General features: G+C 69.7%; 15 protein-coding genes and 2 pseudogenes. 4 read left to right on the forward strand and 13 right to left on the reverse strand.

Annotated elements, in window-relative coordinates; genetic code table 11:
- Nucleotides 1–11: 11 nt before the first annotated feature.
- From N5I75_RS32810 to N5I75_RS32825, 4 genes are all read left to right on the forward strand, one after another.
- Nucleotides 12–761 (forward strand): ABC transporter permease, encoded by a 750-nt coding sequence (locus tag N5I75_RS32810; protein ID WP_476683638.1) that lies wholly within the window; start codon nt 12–14, stop codon nt 759–761.
- A complete protein-coding gene (locus tag N5I75_RS32815) occupies nt 758–2,386 on the forward strand; it encodes an ABC transporter ATP-binding protein (RefSeq protein WP_476683640.1) in 1,629 nt (542 codons plus the stop codon). Before N5I75_RS32810 ends, N5I75_RS32815 begins: the two co-directional genes overlap by 4 nt.
- A 992-nt stretch (nt 2,387–3,378) precedes the next feature.
- Entirely contained in the window at nt 3,379–4,251 is an 873-nt protein-coding gene (locus N5I75_RS32820; RefSeq protein ID WP_476683642.1) for a DUF5655 domain-containing protein, read from the forward strand.
- 331 nt (nt 4,252–4,582) lie between these two features.
- Nucleotides 4,583–5,668 (forward strand): pentapeptide repeat-containing protein, encoded by a 1,086-nt coding sequence (locus tag N5I75_RS32825; protein ID WP_476683644.1) that lies wholly within the window; start codon nt 4,583–4,585, stop codon nt 5,666–5,668.
- 333 nt (nt 5,669–6,001) lie between these two features.
- On the opposite strand, the gene N5I75_RS32830 is transcribed toward N5I75_RS32825, so the two are convergent.
- The 13 genes and pseudogenes from N5I75_RS32830 to N5I75_RS32890 form a co-directional block, all read right to left on the reverse strand.
- Nucleotides 6,002–7,369, reverse strand: coding sequence for an SPDY domain-containing protein (locus tag N5I75_RS32830; RefSeq protein ID WP_476683646.1), 1,368 nt, complete (start codon nt 7,367–7,369; stop codon nt 6,002–6,004).
- A gap of 55 nt (nt 7,370–7,424) precedes the next feature.
- Nucleotides 7,425–8,539, reverse strand: a pseudogene (locus N5I75_RS32835) (DnaB-like helicase N-terminal domain-containing protein).
- Nucleotides 8,539–9,805: pseudogene (locus N5I75_RS32840) on the reverse strand (DNA cytosine methyltransferase). The pseudogenes N5I75_RS32835 and N5I75_RS32840 overlap by 1 nt, the downstream one beginning before the upstream one ends.
- Entirely contained in the window at nt 9,802–10,674 is an 873-nt protein-coding gene (locus tag N5I75_RS32845; RefSeq protein ID WP_476684854.1) for an adenine nucleotide alpha hydrolase family protein, read from the reverse strand. The pseudogene N5I75_RS32840 and the gene N5I75_RS32845 overlap by 4 nt, the downstream one beginning before the upstream one ends.
- Nucleotides 10,675–10,770: 96 nt before the next feature.
- Nucleotides 10,771–11,193 (reverse strand): hypothetical protein, encoded by a 423-nt coding sequence (locus N5I75_RS32850; protein WP_476683648.1) that lies wholly within the window; start codon nt 11,191–11,193, stop codon nt 10,771–10,773.
- A 4-nt stretch (nt 11,194–11,197) separates the two neighbouring features.
- Entirely contained in the window at nt 11,198–12,031 is an 834-nt protein-coding gene (gene trpA / locus N5I75_RS32855; protein ID WP_476684856.1) for a tryptophan synthase subunit alpha, read from the reverse strand.
- Complete coding sequence (locus tag N5I75_RS32860; protein ID WP_476683650.1) at nt 12,028–12,573, reverse strand: hypothetical protein; 546 nt, start codon at nt 12,571–12,573, stop codon at nt 12,028–12,030. The genes trpA and N5I75_RS32860 overlap by 4 nt, the downstream gene beginning before the upstream one ends.
- Nucleotides 12,574–12,608: 35 nt before the next feature.
- The gene (locus N5I75_RS32865; RefSeq protein WP_476683651.1) at nt 12,609–13,229 is read right to left on the reverse strand and encodes a hypothetical protein; all 621 of its coding nucleotides are present in this window, start codon (nt 13,227–13,229) and stop codon (nt 12,609–12,611) included.
- A 226-nt stretch (nt 13,230–13,455) separates the two neighbouring features.
- The gene (locus N5I75_RS32870) at nt 13,456–14,172 is read right to left on the reverse strand and encodes an SPDY domain-containing protein (protein ID WP_476683653.1); all 717 of its coding nucleotides are present in this window, start codon (nt 14,170–14,172) and stop codon (nt 13,456–13,458) included.
- Nucleotides 14,169–14,396 (reverse strand): hypothetical protein, encoded by a 228-nt coding sequence (locus N5I75_RS32875; protein ID WP_476683655.1) that lies wholly within the window; start codon nt 14,394–14,396, stop codon nt 14,169–14,171. The genes N5I75_RS32870 and N5I75_RS32875 overlap by 4 nt, the downstream gene beginning before the upstream one ends.
- Before the next feature lie 70 nt (nt 14,397–14,466).
- Nucleotides 14,467–15,231 carry a hypothetical protein gene (locus N5I75_RS32880; RefSeq protein WP_476683657.1) on the reverse strand — a complete coding sequence of 255 codons (765 nt, stop codon included), beginning with the start codon at nt 15,229–15,231 and terminating at the stop codon, nt 14,467–14,469.
- The gene (locus N5I75_RS32885; protein ID WP_476683659.1) at nt 15,228–15,503 is read right to left on the reverse strand and encodes a hypothetical protein; all 276 of its coding nucleotides are present in this window, start codon (nt 15,501–15,503) and stop codon (nt 15,228–15,230) included. The genes N5I75_RS32880 and N5I75_RS32885 overlap by 4 nt, the downstream gene beginning before the upstream one ends.
- Nucleotides 15,504–15,574: 71 nt before the next feature.
- Complete coding sequence (locus N5I75_RS32890; protein WP_476683661.1) at nt 15,575–17,362, reverse strand: type IV secretory system conjugative DNA transfer family protein; 1,788 nt, start codon at nt 17,360–17,362, stop codon at nt 15,575–15,577.
- Between the last annotated feature and the right edge of the window lie 39 nt (nt 17,363–17,401).

Here is a 17,401-nt window from a genome sequence, read left to right on the forward strand (position 1 = left end):
TGGGTGTGCCCATGCTCCTTGCCCTGCTGGGGCCGTTGGCGGCCGGAGACGACGCGCCCCTGCCCGGCGCCCTCCCGTCCCGGCCGCCCGGCTCCGGGCATCCGCTGGGCACGGATGTCCTGGGCCGCGACGTGCTCTGCCTCGTTCTGCAGGGCGGCGCCTCGGTCGTGGGCAGCGCACTCGCCGCGCTCGCCGTGGGAACGCTGCTCGGCATCCCGCTGGGACTGCTGGCCGCGGGCCCGAGCCGGGGCCTCGACGAGACGGTCATGCGCACCATGGACCTCCTTCTCGCCTTCCCGGGACTGCTGGTGCTGATGACACTGGCGGCGACCGGTCACCGCGACTGGTTCTGGCTCGTGGCGGTCGCCGGGGTGCTCCAAGTCCCCGCCGTGGCACGCCTGGTACGCGGCGCCGCGCTCGCCCCCGGCTCACGGACCGTCGTAGAGGCGCTACGGATGCAGGGGCACGGCTGGGCCTACATTCATCTGCAGCACTTGGCACGAGAGGTGGCGGCGCCCCTGGCCACCGATGCCGCCGGCCGGTTCTCCACCGTGCTCTACCTGCTGGCATCCGCCAACTTCCTCGGCCTGGGCCTGCCCGCGTCCTCACCGGACTGGGCGGTGCTCATCGAGCGGAACAGCGACACCCTGTTCACCCAGCCCGCCGCCGTCCTGGTACCTGCTGGGCTGCTGACCTCCCTGTGCGTCGGCGGCAACCTGCTCGTCGACCGCATCCTCGCCCGACAGAGGAGCAACACGTGACCGGCCCGTTTTCCGCACCGCTGTTGGAGCTGGCGGAGATCTCAGCGCACGCGGAGGGCACATCACGCCCACTCCTCGACAAGGTCGGCCTGACGGTTCCGGCGGGCACCGTGGTCGCCGTTGTCGGACCGTCGGGAAGCGGCAAGACCACGCTGGGCCTCGCAGCTCTGGGTGCCTCGCGCGCCGGCGTGAGCCTGTCCGGACGCGTCCTGCTGGAGGGCACGGATCTCCTTCCCCTCACCCCAGCGGCGCGCCGCACGGCGCGCGCTGGACAGGTGGCCCACTTGCCGCAGCATCCCGAATCGGTACTCGACCCGGTCCGCCGGGTGGAGGGCGTACTGAAAGAACTCGCCGCTCTCGGACACGCCCGGAATACCGCACGCAAGGCCGCCGCGTCGCAGGCCCTGACGGCGGCGGGCCTCGACCGGGCCCAGGTGCACAGACGCTTCCCCCACCAGCTCTCGGGCGGCCAACAGCAGCGACTGGCGCTCGCCTCCGCCCTGGTCACCGGGGCACGCCTCCTCGTCCTCGACGAACCGACCAGCGGCCTCGACCCGTCCCTCGCACAGGCCATCGGGCGCACCATCCGCAACCTTGCCGACACTGGCATGGGCGTGCTGTTGCTCAGCCACGATCTGCCTCTGGTGCGCCGCACAGCGGACCGGGCCATCGTGCTGGAGCAGGGACGAGCGGTGGAGGAAGGCCCCACGACGAAGATCCTCGGCACCGGCAAACCTCTGGCCGAGCCGCGCGTCCTCGCACGCCGCCCGGCCACCCGGCAGCTGCTCGTCGCAGAGCACCGTACGAACGCGGCGTGCGGCGCGGCTCCGACGCCGGACGTATCAGCCGCATCGCGATCCGGCACCGTCACGGCCCAGGACATCGTTGTGCGACGTCGATCCGCCGAACTCCTTGCCGGCCCGGTGTCACTGACGTTCCCGCCCGGCAGCAGCACAGCCCTGCTCGGCCCCTCGGGATCCGGGAAGACCACCTTCGCCCGGGTCCTTGCCGGTCTGACCACACCGACCTCGGGCGAGGTCCGCATCGACGGCGCACCGCTGCCCGCCCGGATCGACCGCCGCACGACCGCGCAACGGCGAACCGTCCAGTACGTGCACCAAAACAGTGCCGATTCCTTCGAGCGGCACCGCCCGCTGTTGAGTCAACTCGCGGCCACCGCGACCCTCTTGCGCGGCCTGAGATCCGAGCAGGCGCAGGCCGAGGTGATCGACATGTCGGCCTCCCTCGGCCTCGAGGCCGAGCAGCTGAATCGGACTCCCTACCGATTGTCCGGCGGTCAACTGCAGCGTTGCGCCCTGGTTCGGGCGCTGGCCGCACACCCGGCATTGCTGGTGTGCGACGAGGTGACATCGGCACTGGACACCGCTTCGCGCGATCGGGTTCTCGACGCTCTGCCGGAGCTGCTTGCCCCGGCAGCCACAGCCCTGCTGATCATCAGCCACGATGGATCCGCGGTACGTGCGGTGGCCGATAAGGCCGTCGTGTTCGACAGGGGGCGTTGCACTCGGCGCAGACCGGTCGACGAGGTGCTGTCATTCTTGGAACCCGCGGGCGCCATTGAGGACATGAATGGGTTCGGGCCAGAGCCGCCTATGAGCCGATAGGGGGCCCTGCAACAGTCCGCTTGGCTGTGCACGTCGCAGCGCGCTGAGCGGGTCCGTGCGCAGGCCCGAGGTTGGTGACGTGCCATCTGGGGGCGTCTCTGGCCCATCCAATTTGAGACTGACACAGCCGCGGCATCTCCAGAAGGGCGATAGCCCCCATGCCGCTTCTGGTCCTCCACCGAATGACTCGGCGTCTCATGGGCCGCCGAGTCGGCCGGTCTGCAGTGCTGTCGTCATTTCTCGCGGCCTCGTGCGTCAAGATAGCGCGCGTAATGCACACAATGCCCGTAGCGCACATTGGCGGTTTGCCCGAATTGCGCCAACTGGACTCCTGGCCTGGGCATTCTTTTACATGTTCTCGTTCCACGTGTTTCGCGATGACCCATCATGTGGAATGCGTCGCGATCCTTGAGCCCGCCGAAAAAGGCCGCTGACCTGCTGTTTTAGTGACTGTGCATTATGTGCGTTGTGTGCGTTACGGGCGATATCTTGACGCATATTTGACGCACGTGACGCACGTTTGACGCACGTTCTGACGGTGTATCAGGTAAGTGTCGATGCTTATGACGGTGCGTCAGGTAATTGCTGGACGATCGGTCTTGCTGTGCCTGGGCGGCGCGGTCGGCGCCGCGTGCCGACCCTGGGGGCCGTGGCGCGCTTAGCCGCCGCCGGCTAGCTGATGTGGTGACGTGGTCGAATTCCGCCTCTATATCTAGCCCGTCTTTTTGTGCCACTTCGGCGACCTGGAAAGCGTGCAGGTCAAATGGGGTCCGATTTTTCGGGGTTGAGTCCTTCTCGCTGTGCTGGATGCCCTGCGGTGCCCACTGGAGGGGAGGGGGCGTGTCCGCTCACTGCGGTCAACTAGCGCGCCGCTTGACCGTCCGCCACAAGTCCTTCACAGGCTCAACCGCCGTTGCGGAAACAAATCCGCACCCGCCCGACGTTGTTGATTTCCAACGTGATGACGGGGGTGGGGCTTGAAGCTGTTTCGTATGGACACGACGAATAGCGGCGTGACTGAGGTCACGCCGCGTCTTGCTGCGGTCGAGGCGGATGTGCAGGATCTGGTCGAGGCGCACATGGAGAAGATGCTGGGCGTCAGGTTCCTCGCGAGCGAGTACGTGGTCGACTGCGTCGACAGGGGGCGCATCGACTCGCTCGGGCTGGACGAGAACGGGGCGCCCGTGATCGTGGAGTACAAGCGGGGCACGGACGCCGGGGTCATCAACCAGGGCCTCTTCTACATGGCCTGGCTGATGAGCCACAAGGACGCCTTCCGGAGTCTGGTCCGCGACCGGCTCGGGGTGACGGCCGCGTCCCAGATCCTGTGGAGCGCACCGCGGCTGATCTGCGTGGCCGGCGACTTCACCCGCTACGACGCGCACGCCGTGCGTGAGCACCGGCGCTCGATCGACCTGGTCCGCTACCGGTACTTCGGCAGCGACCACATCGGTCTTGAGACCGTAGCCTCGGTTACTGGCCACTCGGCCCAGGCCAAACGGGTACGCCGCAGCGCGCCCGGGGCGTCGCCGGTTCGGCAGCAGGGCGGTGCGATGGCTGAGCTGGCTTCGGCGGTCGACGAGGTCCTCGTCGGCCTGGGTGACGGCGTCACTCGGGTGCAGCGTAAGCAGTACCGCGCCTATCAGCGGCTGCGGAACTTCGCCTGCCTCATCCCGCCCCAGCAGACCAAGGTGCTGGTCTACTTGAAGGCGGATCCGACGGCGGTGGGCCTGGTGCCGGGCTTTACCCGGGACGTGAGCGGCCTCGGTCACCATGGCACGGGAGACCTGGAGGTTCAGCTGCGCACCGAGCGGGACCTGGAGCGTGCCCAGGACCTGTTCCGGCTGAGTTACGCCGCGGCGTGACGGAGCAAGAACGGGCATTGCGTCTCGTGTGGCGGTGACGTCATGGATCGTCGCAGTGCTGCCTTTCGACGGGCGGTCAGGAAGCGGCGGTGGAGCTACAAGTATTCGGCGGATCCCCGGTTTCGGTAACCGGGGATCCGCCGCTATATTGAGCGCTGCTCAGCCAGGGCCGCCGTCACCTCAGGCGCACGTGGCTGACGAACGGGTACGGCCAGGGACGGCATGGAAACGGTGCCGCAGGACCTGGATCGCGGGGCGCGGCGCAAGGAGGATGTGGGGCCGCGGACTGTGCAAGGTTGTCCCTGAACGGACTCGTGCGGTGAGATGAAGCGTGCGCAGACAACGGGGACTTGTGATTCTGGGCGGCGTTGCAATAGCGACAGCCGCCGTCGGTGCGGTGCTGCTTGTATGGCGCGGGCCCTGGTGGGCAGATGGCGAGTATCTCAGCGACGCGGAACTACGCAACGGCTCGGCGGCTCTGGTAACTGGCTTTCGAACCTCGGTCGTTCAGCTGTTCGCCCTCTTCGGTGCAGGTATCGCCCTGCTGTTTACCGCGTTCAACTACCGCCTCAGCAGACGAGGCCAGGTCACGGAACGCTTCACCAAAGCACTCGAGCGCCTCGGTTCGACAGAGAAATACGTACGAATCGGGGGGCTCCTGGCGCTAGAGCAGATTGTCCAGGATGCGCCTGGACAGATGGGACATGCGCGGCAGGTACTGAAAGCCTTCGTGCGGGAGAGGGCGGCGCTAGGGATCGCCCCATCGACCCCTGTGCCTCGCTCAGAGCGCATCGCCGCTGCGCGTCGCGCAGCACGCAATGGAGTTGGGTTCAACGGAGCCCCGGCTATGTCCGCACGGCAAAGTATCGAAGCTGACGTGCAGATGGCATTGGGGACACTCGTTGGTCCGCGAACCTACGACCACCCCGACGACGACATCTGGGAGTGGCCAGAAGGTGCTGATCATGTTCATGCTGGCGGAAGTCTCGATCTAAGCGGTCTGCTCCTTGCCGGTGTCTCTCTCTTCCGTCGAGACCTGTGCGGCGTTCGGTTCAAAGGCGCCGACCTCAGCCGAGCCATGATGACCCGGGCGTACCTGCAGGGCGCCGACTTGGAAGGCGCGAACCTCACGGGAGCCACTCTGTATAGGACGAACTTCCTTAGTGCCCAGCTGCGACACGCAGATCTAACAGACGCTTATATCGACGCTGCGGACCTTCGGGATGCCAAAGGGCTGACGGTGGAGCAAGTTCTGGTGGCTCAGGTGACAAGTCGGACGTCACTGCCCAGTCATATCGCCGAAGACTCCCGCGTGCTCGCGCGTATGGCGGACGTGGAGCGGATGCTCGACGACGAGTTCGAGAGTGCTCTCCGTGAGAACGCCAACAGAAGTGCTTCGATTCCGATGGGCGATTGAACGTGTGAATCCCTGCAACGGAGCAGCCCGCCTTTACAGCTGGTTCATCGCCACCGCTTAGTTGCGGCCTTCTGTGCCTCTGCCACGAGGATTCACGGGATGACCCGCTCGCGCGGCTTCAGCGAGCGATCCCTGTCCTGGAACAGCTCTTGAAACTAGTGGGTGGCCGCACTCGACTCGCGAGGCGGACGCTCTGGGAGATCTACCGTGTAGTCCGCGCGCGGTGGGAACTGAGCGCCGTTGAGGAGAAGGGCCGGTCAGTCAACGGCATCGACCAAGCGGCCTGACCAGAGCACACGCCCCAGTGGCCGTTGCCCTCGGCTTCGTGGAGCGTCACCGTGACCTCGTTGAGGCGGCGCGTGGGACGGGCTGTGGGTGGGTGTCGGTACGGCTCAGCGTGTTGAGCCCCTGGCGCCGTGCCTCGACGGGCTTCTGCGTGAGGCCGTGGGCCACCTCGAAGGCCACGTCCTGCAGCACGAGGGCTGCAGCGTGTGGCGAGAAACGAAGCGCCCACCGCGGAGTGCTGGCGTCGCCGTCGCCCCAGAACGTCCAGGCGGGCTGGCCACTGTGAGGGGAGTGGGCTGCGAAGGCGTCGAAATTGACGCCGACGGCGTGCTCCTCCGGCGCCTGCCAGCGGATCGAGCGGCCGTCGATGGCGTGTTCCCAGCCGGCGTCGGCCAGCGGGCGGGTAGCCTCGCCGATGACGGATTCTGAAACCTGGCTGCCCGCCGCGATGTTCGCCGCGTCCGCGGAGGCGAGGCTGTCCAGGAGTGCCCGCATGATCTCCACGGGGACCGTGGTGGTCGCGGTGGCGTGCCACAGGCGTTCCCCTACCGGGCTCTCGTACGCTGCGATCTTCCACTGGATATCGGCGGGTTCGGCTTCGTGGACGAACTCGGCGCGCAGGACGAGGGATTCGTGGACGGCGTGTGTGGTGTCGTCGGACCAGGTGCGCCACTTTTCCCAGGTTCCGTGTGCTTCGAGGAAGTCGTTCAGGAGCGTCTCGTGGTCGTCAGCCCGGTCCGCGTCGGTCTCGGCGGAGTCGGCCGTGTTCGTGGGCGGCTCGGCGCCGGCCTCGGGCCCGGGAGACGACGGGGTGCGTGCTTGCTCGGCCTCGCGTTCGGTGTCTGTGGCTGGGGCGGGGCCGGGGCGAACGGCGTCGCCGTAGAGGCGTTCGAACTCGGCGATGGCCGTTGTGGGGTTGTTGTACTGGCCGGCTTCCACGCGCAGGTGGTTCTCGCCGTGGAGGTGGATGCTCGGGCCGTTGCGGTAGGTGCCGACGGCGACGATGGTCCAGCCGTCGTGGGCGTGCGCGTGGATGATCAGGCGGCCGGAGCGTATGTCGTCGTAGAACTGCTGGGCGTCGTTGGAGACTTCGCGGATCTCCTCGCGCGAGCACCAGGGCATGGGGTAGTTGGCCCAGGTCCATTCGGTGTCGATCTCTTCTTGCAGCAGCGGTGTGATGTCCACCGTGACGCCTTGGTCGCGCAGGGCGCGTGCGGCCTGGTCGGCGTAGTGCGCCTCCTCGCGGTCGATGCGGGCCATGACCAGCGTCGTGGCGTCGAGGGGCTCGAAGCCGTGCAGGGCGAGCAGGGCTCGCACGGTGTGTGTGGGGGTGCCGGTCAGGGTGGCCGTGACGGCGCTGGGGCGGCCGTGGAGCAGGTCGAGGGATACGTGCAGGTCTTGTTGGGGGTGCGGCAAGGTGTTCTCAATTCACGGCTCCGGCCGGCGAGAGGGCAGGCCGGAGCGGGTGGGGTCAGTGCAGTGCGCGTGCGCCGGGGGCGATGGCTCGCGGTGGCGGGCCTGCCCGTGCGGCGGCCGGACTGCGCGGTGTGCGTGGTGCGGGAGGTGTGGGGGTGGTGCTGCGCTGCCATCGGGTTCGTAGGGCCTGGAGGTCGGCCAGGGCGCGGCGGCTGCCGGTGACCAGTTGGTACGGCGTGTTGGCCGGGTCCTGGGCGTAGGCGGTGATGCGGTTGCCGACGTCGAATGCGCGGCCCAGCAGGGCGCGTTGCAGCACGCGCTCCCCCCAGTGCTCGGGAGAGCCTGCGGGGGTGGAGACCAGGGCGATGAGGTCGCGGGGGTCGAGGCCGTTGGCGAGGAGTCCGCGGTGCTGGGCTTCCCAGAGCACGGTGAGCGGATCCACGGGCTCCCCGTTGTGCACCAGGGTGGCCAGGCATTGCCACACCGTGGCGTGCAGGGCAGTGCGAAGTCGTCGGGCTGCAGCCAGCGCATGTCCTTCACCTCGGCCGGGTGTGCGGTGGCCGTGGCGAGGAGGAGCCGTTCCTCGTCGAGGGCCTCCTCATTGCTGGGCCACGCCGGGGTGAGCGGGGCGGGAGTACGCGGCAGGGAGGCGGGGTGCGGGGCGAACTGTCCGGTAAGCGTGTCCAGGAACTGTCCGAGCGCGTCGACCTGGGCCAAGGTGGTGACGGCCGGGTGGGGCAGCGTGGTGTCAATGGCGGTCTGGGTGAGGCGTTCGGCGTGCAGGAGCAGCGTGCGCCGGGCGTGATCGGCCCGGATCATGCGCGCGTACGTCGGCGCGTGCTTGGGCCAGGGGCAGACCTGGATGAGGGAGTGGAGGTAGGAGGCGGCCAGCCCGGGGGCGTCGGGGCGCGCTGCGTCGAGCACGGTGTTCAGCCAGGCGGGGTCGGAGTGGTGGGCCTCCGGATCGGGCAGGGGCGCGGTGCGCATGGCCCGGAAGAGGGCGCCGTGCGCGTGGTTGGAGAACTGGTCCGCGTCCAGGTCGCCGATCTCGGTGAGCCGGTGCGGGTCGAGGAGGAGTGCGCCGAGCAGGGCCTGCTCGGCGTAGTGCACCGGTCGGGCCGGCGGCAGGTCGTCCAGGTGGTCCTCGTGCGGGTCGGCGGGCTGTGGCATCAGGCGGCCAGGGTGAAGTCGTCGGGGCCGAGGGTCTTGCCCAGGTGCGGGGCCAGCAGGTGGGCGGCGAGGCGGGGCGGCACGGCATTGCCGATTTGGGAGAACTGCTGCCCCTTGTTCCCGGCCCAGCGGTAGTCGGCGGGGAAGGTCTGCAGGAGCCCGGCCTCCTGGGCGGTGATCCGGATGGACGCCGGCACCGGACGCTCCTCGTCCGTGCGGCTGGGCGCGAGTTCGGCAACCCAGACGCATTCGTTCGCACGATGGCCGAAGAACAGCGTGCCAGCCGGTTCCTCGACGGAGCGGACGGTCGCGTTGGACTGATTGTTGCTGCGCAACGACCACGACCACCGGTGCGCCTCACCCGTGAATGTGGGTGCGGACGCATCGGCCGGCCGGTCTTCCCGGGCCCCATGGCGCGCAGTCCATCCCGCTCCTTCGCGGCGGGCTTGCAGGACCACGGGGTTCTGGGGCGTCCAGGTTCCGCGGTCGCGTGCGTCGCTGAGGGTCTTGCGTGATCCGGACGGGAACGGTTCGGGACCGCCTCCTGGCCCGCCGCCGGCGCACACGGTCGGCACGGGGCGGTCGGTGGCGCCCCAGCCCAGGGCTTCGGCCATCGACACCCACTTCTGCCGGCCCGGCCCGAACAGCGACTCCGGCTCGGCGGCCTTGGCGTGGGTGGGCGGTGGCGGCTCGGCGGTGCGGGTGCGTGAGGCGAGCAGGATCGCCCGCCTTCTGGTCTGCGGTACCCCGTAGTCGGCGGCGTTGAGGATGCCGGTCCAGACCGAGAAGCCCCAGCTGCGCAGGATCGCTGCGTACTGGCGCCACAGCGGCAGGACGTCGGGGACCTCCTCCATCGCGACCCATTTCGGGCTGGCCGTGCTGGTTGAGGGCGTGGAGGTAGCGCATGGGTTCGGCGGCCAGCAGGGATCGCTCGTCCTGGCAGGCGGCCAGGAGCTTCCCGCGGGTGTCGCGGCCGGCGGCGAGGTCGGCGACGGCCTGGTGCACCAGGGGCTGGTCGAGCAGTCCGAGGCGTTTGCCGGCCATCGACCACGCCTGGCAGGGCGGGCTGGCGATCAGCCCGGTCGTCTTGCCGAGGAAGGGCCATACCGGGTACATCGCTACGTCGGTGCGGATGGTCAACTGTCCGGCTGCTGCACGGGTCTTGCACGCCCACTCGTCCCATTCGAGCCCGATGTCGCGTACGCCGAGGACGCTCAGGGCGTGGCTCCAGCCGCCGGGCCCGGCGAACAGGTCGAGCACGATCACGTGGCCAGCCCGAAGTCGTCGCGGGAGGGGGCGTCGGCGTCGCCCCGGCAGGCCCAGGGCGAGCATCCGTCGGTGACCCCGTCCTCCAGCTCGGTAGCGTCCTCGTCGCTGCCCAGTTCTTGCTGCAGAGCGGCCCACTCGGCCGCGGTGACGTGATCGATGGGAGCCTCGGACAGGGGCACGCGGGAGCGGTGCAGGAAGGCTTGGCCGAGCAGGCGGTTGCCGCTGGCGTTGGCACGCGCGTTGCCCTGGCGGATGGCGGCATCGAAGGCGACGACGTCCGCCCATTCCTCGGGGGAGGTGTCGCGGATCTGGCGCCACTGCGCGTTGCCGTGGAACGGGCACCCCAAGCAGCTGCTCTTGGGCGTGTCGGCGAGGCCCAGGGATGACAGGTAGCGGACGCAGTCGGCGCGCGACCAGCCCATGTCGATGAGCGGGTGCCGGTTGCGCATGTATTTCACGTCCGCGTCCTTGGCGCGGTGGAACTCGTCGGTGGAGATGCCGACCCACTGCTCGACGAACACCTCCCGCGGGATCCGGGCCGGGTACGGGAAGCCGAGGAGTTCACGGACTTGTCGCTTTATCGGTTTTATCTTGTACTCGCCTGTGCACTGCCGGCGGGTCATCCCGGCCTTGCCGTCCTGGTTGAGGATGTAGAGCGGCATGGAGGCGAACCGGTGATCCGGGTCGAGGGCGTCGTCGCGGATGTTGCCGGTGGACACGCGCAGGACGGGGATGCCGGCCGGGGCGGCGATCTCGCGTTCCAGACGGTCGAGGTGCGCGTACACCGTGCGGGGCTCCCATCCGGTGTCGGCGAAGATCGCGTAATCGACCTTGGGGAGGATGCCCTCGGCGGACAGGGCGAGCAGGGTGCTGGACTGGACTCCGGCGCCCAGGGACAGGGCGCGGAACTGGGGCTGTTCGGTGATGGTCGGTCCTGAAGGGGGAGAGGTCTGGGGGCTGCTTCAGCGCGCCGGCGGCACGGGCGCGTCGGTGGGCCGGGGCTGTTCTGGGGGCGGGGGCGGGAGCCCGTCGAGCAGGTCGGCGGCGGAGGTGACGAACTGCTGCGGTGTGGGGCGCAGGAGGACAGGCGGCGATGTCGAGGCGTCGCGTCGGCGGCGCTCGTTCTCGACCGCGCGCGCCAGAGCGGCGGTCAGTTCCGCACTCGCGTCCTGTGCGGCCTTGGCTGTGCGTGCCAGCTGGTCGAGGCGAAGCAGGTGCACCTGGTCGCGTGGCGTCTCCCGCTCCAGATCGAGGAAGAGCCGGAGCGCGGCGGCGGCGAGCGCCTGTGCCTCGGTGATCCGGGCTGTCAGCACCTGTGCGCCGTCGACAGGGGTGCGGCGCAGGCGCTGTTGAAGTGCGGCTGCGTCGGCCGCGAGTTGGCTCACGGAGTCAGGCATCGTGGGCCTTGCCGATCCGGGGCTTCAGGGCCTGGGCGAACGCGGCGGTCACGGCGGCGGCCGGGCCGGGGTCCGGCAGCAGGGCCCGGACGATCGGGGTGCCGATGACGACGGCGTCGACCAGGGGCGCCACGCGGGCGGCGAGATCGGGGCTAGAGATGCCCACCCCCGAGACCACGGGCAGCGCACTCGCTGCGCGCAGCCGCTCGGTGAAGGCTTCGAGGGCTGTCAGGTCGAGGGGGCCCCTAAAGCCGGTGACGCCGCTGCTCGCGGGTGCGTAGAGCCAGCCGGACGCACTCTCGACCATGGCGGGAAGGTCGGCGTCCGCGGTGGCACGCGGGACGAGATGCGGAGTATCCAGGCCGGCGTCGTGGGCAGCGCGATGCCAGCGGAACGCTTCGCTGCGGGGCAGGTCGACGACCATGATCCCCGCAGCGCCCGCGTCCGCGAGCATGCGTGCCAGACGTTCGGGGCCGTGGCGGCGGACCGGGTCCCAGTACGTCATGACCACTGTCGGCCGCAGTGATGCGGCGTGTGCGACGACGCGGGCGGTGCGGCCCAGGACGTTCCCCTTGAACAGGGCGCGCTGGTAGGCGGCCCGGATGAGGCGGCCATCGAGGACCGGGTTCGCGGCGGGCAGGCCGATCTCGAACAGGTCGGCCCCGGCATGGGCGAGGTGGTCGAGCTGGCGGCGCTGGACGTCCGGCTCGTGGACACCGGCTGGGATGAACACGCCGAGCGCGCACGAGGGTTGGGTGAGAAGGGGGTGGAGGGGATGGGCGGTGGCCAGGAGGAGTCCTTCGAGGCGGAGGGGTGGTCCGGTCAGCGGTGCCGGATGGCTGGTGAGGTGGGGGGTGCGGCGGCGGTGCTTGGCGCTGCCCTAGGAGCAGTCGGTTGCCGCTGCTGCGGTGGCGATGCGAGGGCCGGCGGATCGTCGGCGAAGGAGGGGTGGATGGCGTCGAGGCCGTCGGCGAGGTCGCGCGTACGGTCGGTGGCGTCGCGCAGCCACTGCCAGGCGGAGTCGGGGAGACGGCGCCAGTGGGCGTGGTTGCGCGCCCATTCGAGGACCTCGGCGGCGTTGCGCAGCTGCTCGGCGAGCTGCTGCAGGACCGCGGCCTGCTGATCTGGATCATCGGTGGTGTGCGCGGCTTGCAGCAGCGCGCCGAGGTCGGCAGGCAGCGGCTCGTCGTCCATGGGCAGCCCATAGAGCTGGGCGTGCAGGGCCTGGGCGTAGACGGTCACGGGGCCGCCGCGGGAGCGGTAGCCGTGCTGGGCCGCGGCCTGGCGCCGGACGGCGAAGCTGACGGTGACGTCGCGGGGAGCGGCGCCGGGGATCTGGTCGGCGAGCGCACGAGCAAAGTCGTGCACGGTGGGGGTATCGGAGGTCGTGAGGCTCTCCTCGTTCAGCGGGCGCGGGTAGCGGCGGCCGTGGGCCGGACGGCGGCGGGGCGCGTGGTGGCCAGGGCGGCGGGCCGGGGGTGTGCGAAGGAGGTTGCGAGGCCGCGGCGTCCGGCAGGGCTCAGATGCACGCGCTCGTCCACGAGCCACAGGTGGCAGTCCTCGCGCGTGATCAGGTCGCGGTTCTCCAAGGCGCGGATGGTGCTGATGCTGCAGCGGGCGCCCTCGCGGCGGTGGTAGGGCCTGCCGTCGCTGATGGTCACGTCCCCGCGGGCGATGGCGTGAAGGGTGCTGTGCTGGGTGCGAGACAGCGAGGGCGGCTGGTGCTCGGGCAGGTAGCCGTAGTGGCGGCGTTCGGCCACGTATTGTTCGGCGGTCGCGACGGCGTCGACGGCTCCCAGGGCAGTGAGTTCGGAGACGAGGGTGAAGCGCCGTCCGATCTCTCCGCGCGCGTCCTGCAAACGGGGGACGGCCAGGAACCCGTCGCCGAGCTCCATGGGCAGTCCTGCCTGAGCGTGGATGAGGATGTCCTCGGCGTCGATGAGGTGGTCGGCAGCGTCCGTGGCCAGATGGGCGAGCTGGCGGATCCGGGCGTACACGGCGCGGATGACGGGGCTGTGGTACATCGACTCCTTGTTGAGCGTGGTGACGATGTCCAGGGCCGAGTTGGCCAGGGCTTGGGCGCCGGCCGTCTGGGTGTTCAGGATGTTGTCGGGCCGGTTCCCGTTGACCGCGTGGCGCAGGTGCAGGTCGTGGAAACGGGTGAAGTCGGCAGCCAGGGAGAGGAGTTGCTCGGCCGGTTCAAGGGAAATGGTGGTCTTCTCGGGCAGGGGTGGCTCCGGGGCAGGGGGTTCAGCGGCGGCGCGGGCGGGTGTTGCCGAGCTGCGCGAGGGCGTGATCGACGTGAGGGTTGATCGCGGCTCCGCGGACCGGGGTGATCACGTTGCTGTGCTCGTAGCGGGTGCTGAGCGGCACGTCGGCGAAGGCGCGTTCCACCGCCGTGGGTGTGGCCAGGTGGGCGAAGAAGTTCCGCACGAGTGCGTCGGGGGCGTCGCGGGTGAAGGTGGCCAGCGGCTGCTTCTCGAAGAAGGCGTGCCAGGCCCGCCAGGTGATGTCCTCATCGGGCGTGTGCAGGAGCTGGCAGCACCAGTCGGGCGAGGTCAGGGCGCTGTCTTCGGCAGACCAGTCGTTGAGTGCCGCGAGCTGGTCCAGGGGCATCTCCGTGATCGGTATGCGCTCGGCGTGACGGGTGTCGCCGAGCAGCTGGGGCAGAGCCTGGGTGACGGCGGCGACGGCTTCCAGAGGTGTCTGCCGGCTGAACTGCACTTCCCAGTACGGCTCGTGGTGCGAGATCGTCCACCACTGTCCCAGGGGGTGGATGGGGTCGAAATCGACGAACACGCTGCCGTCAGGGCTGTCGATCTTGACGTGTCCAGTGGCTGGCTCGTGCTGCGGGGTCCAGCCGAAGAGATGGATCAGCGGGCCGATCGCGTCGGCGAGCCGGTCACCGGCGCCGGCCATATAACGGGGGGAGACCATGACCCGGTCATCGGGCCCGTACGCGCTCACCGGCGGGCTCCGTGGGCGACCGCGGCCTTGAGCGGGGTGGCGGCTGCGGTACGCAGTACGGATGTGTACGTGCTGTTGTCGAGCGCGGTCAGGCGCACCAGGGCGGTGGCCGTGAGGCCCTGCGCCCGCAGGAGCAGGGGGCTGACATGGCGCAGCGCGTCCGTGCCGGGTGTGTAGGAGATGTCGCGTACGCGGCCCTTGAGGGCTTCGAAGTCGTCGCCCAACTGTAGTAGTTGGACGGCTTGTTCGTTCAGGTCGGGTGGAGGCGCAGGGATGAGATGGCTCCTGTGGGGTTCAGCGGCTTCGGGCGGTGGTCTGCGTGGCGGCGGGCAGCGGGCGGGGCGCGGTGCCGGGCGCGGTGCGCGGCCCGGCGGAGGGCATGTCGATCACGGAGGCGAGGGCGGTGATGCCGGCCGAGGTAAGGCGTACGCGGTCCAGGGGCGGGCCGCCGACGTAGGCGGCGCGTGCCGTGCCCGGTGTCCTCTCGGCCAGTGCTTTCGACTCCAGGGCGCGCAGGGTGCTCATCAGCACTTTGGGCTCGCGGGAGCGGGTGAACTCGCGCCCCAGGGAGTTGCTGGCCGTGACGTGTCCGCAGGCGATCTCGGCCAGGGCGGTGCGGTGCGCGGCGCTGAGCTGACCGCCGGGTGCCGGCGAGCGTCGCCGGCTGGTCTCGCAGGCCAGCGTCACGGCGCTGGCGACGGCAGCTTCCGGAGCCAGCGCGGTCAGTTCCCGGGCGGCGCTGGTGTTCAGGTCGATCGAGGCGTCGGCGAGGACGACGAGCTGCCTCAGCCGTGCGATCACCTCGGCCAACTCAGTGCTCTCATAAAGCCGTTCGCCTTGAATGGCCTTGATGGCGGCCCCGGTGGCGGAGACCAGACGGTGCGCCGAGTTGGCGTAGGTGTCCGGCAGCGCCGGCAGCGGTGCGCCTGCGGCAGGCAGGAGCAGGTCGAGTGCGTCGTTGTGCTGGGTGTACTGGTCGGCCAGCTGGAGCAGCCGCTCGACGGGCGTCGGAGGGGGCGCCACCTCGAACAGCAGGGCCTCGGCGGGCGAATCGGTCATGCGCGAGACCGGTGGGCGGGAGCGGGGACGGAGGATGACGCCGGCGTGACGCCGGGCTTCGAGACCTGACCGGACGGGGCCGGCGGAGCCGGCGCGTTGGATTCGAGGACCGCGGCAACGTCGGCGATGTGCCGGGTGCAGGCAAGCGCCTGCTGGTTGTTCGCCTGGTGGGTGATGGCCCGCAGGGTGACGTCGGGGTCGCTGTTGCCGCATTCGAGGCAGCAGCGATGGTCGGGGTTCCAGTCGTCGGGAACGTCGTGGATCAGTGGCATAGAGGGGTCCAGGGGGCTCGGACGGTGAGCAGAGGGAGGCGGAGCGGGGCAGGCGCGGGCGGGACGCGGCTTTACGCTGCGGGACCGAAGTCGGACTGCTGCGGGGTGGCCTTGGCGATGGCGCGGGCGGTGATGCCCTTGGAGGCGCGGGCGGAGGCGGCGGAGAGTTCGGCGGCCCCGGGCTCGAGATACCAGGGGCGCAGGTCGAGCATGGCCGCTCGCATGCCGGTGGCGAACGCGAGCGCGGTGCCCTTGGGCAGTGCACGGATGGCGTCGGCGGCCAGGATGCGTTCCTGTCGCATGGACACGGAGGTGGACTTGCCGGACTCCGAGCTGGAGGTGGAGGTCGTCTCGACGTCGTGGTCGCCGATCAGGCGGGAGAGCTTGTCGGCGAAATCGGGATCGTCGATACCGCTGCCGATGACCTTGATGGTGGAGGCGGACCACATGGCGTCCATGCCCGCGTCGCCCCAGACTTTCTGGCCTTGGCGGTAGGACTGCAGGATGGTGATCGGGATGATGCCGCGCGAGCCCAGGTGGGAGTACAGGTCGGGCAAGTCCGAGATCTTGCAGACGTTGGCGGCCTCGTCGAGGATCGCCAGCATCGGCGGGTCCAGGCGCCCGCCTGCCCGTTCGGCCTGTGCGGTCGCGGACCGCATCACCGAGTCCGCGCACGCGGCGATCAGCGCGGAGGCGCCGCCGCCGCCGTCTTTCGACAGCAGGTAGAGCGTGTCCTTCGAGGTGACGAACACGGACGGCTGGAATTCCGGTACGTCCTTCTGCGGGGTCACCCAGGCGGCGATCTCGGTGTTGAGCAGGGCGGCGGCGTACTGGCGGGCCGTCTCGTAGATGCCGTCGCGGGTTTCCGGGGGGCCTTCGACGGTGCCCTTGAGCTGGGCGGCGACCGCGGCGAACTTGTGGTCGCGCAGGATGTCGAGCGGGGTGCGGTCGGCGGGGAAGGCGAGCCAGGCCATCACGTCGGTGATCGGCCGCTCGTCGAGGGCTGCGGCCAGGAACAGCTGGGACAGGATGTTGCTGCCGGCCTTCGACCAGAAGTCGCCCTGCTGTGAGGCGTCGACACTGGCGGCGAGGAAGTGGCCGGCGAGCCGTCCGGCGCCGTCGAGGGTCTTGGCGTCGGCCAGCGGGTTCCACCACATGGCCCGCTTGGCGTGGGCGATCTGCTGCGGGTCCATCGACCAGGTCCGGCCGACGGCCGCGCGTGCGTCGAGGGTCGCCGTGTAGGCGTCGCCCGCGGCTTTGTTGGAGGTGAGCAGGACCGGGCCGGGCGCGTTGAGGATCGAGGGGATCGCCAGACTGGTGGTCTTGCCGGAGCGGGGCGCCATGATCGCGACGGCGACGTCCTCGTACCCCATGCGTACTTCGTGCTTCGTGCCCTGGAGGTTGCCGAGGAGGATGCCGGTGTCGGCTGCGGTGATGTGCTTGGCGTCCTTCAGGCTCGGACGCAGGGAGCGCGCCTTGTCGGTGATGGCCTTGGACAGCAGTGGCTCGATGTCCCGCTGTTTGGCCAGTCCGGCGACGCGCTTCTTGCGCCCGCCGCCGCGGTGCCGCTGGTAGAGCACGGCGGCGGTGATGGCGAGGGCGACGAGCACGGCGCCGGGGAGGATGCGTGTGCCCAGCAGCAGGGACGTTTCGCCCAGGTCCGGCCATAGCTGGTCGGGGTGCAGCAGGGCCTGCACGGGCTGGTACGGGGCGCTGGCGCCGATGCCGGTGGCCCAGGACGTGAGGTTGCCGCCGAGCCAGGCGAGATTGGACAGAGGGACGGCGACGGCGAGGGCGACACCCAGGACGCGGAAGGCTATGTCGTAGCCGTCGTTGGACGCGGAGTTGGACTGGGGCAAGGGCTGTTCCAGATACGAGAGAGGAAGGGGGCCGGCCGC

It is taken from the genome of Streptomyces sp. R818 (assembly GCF_056172735.1).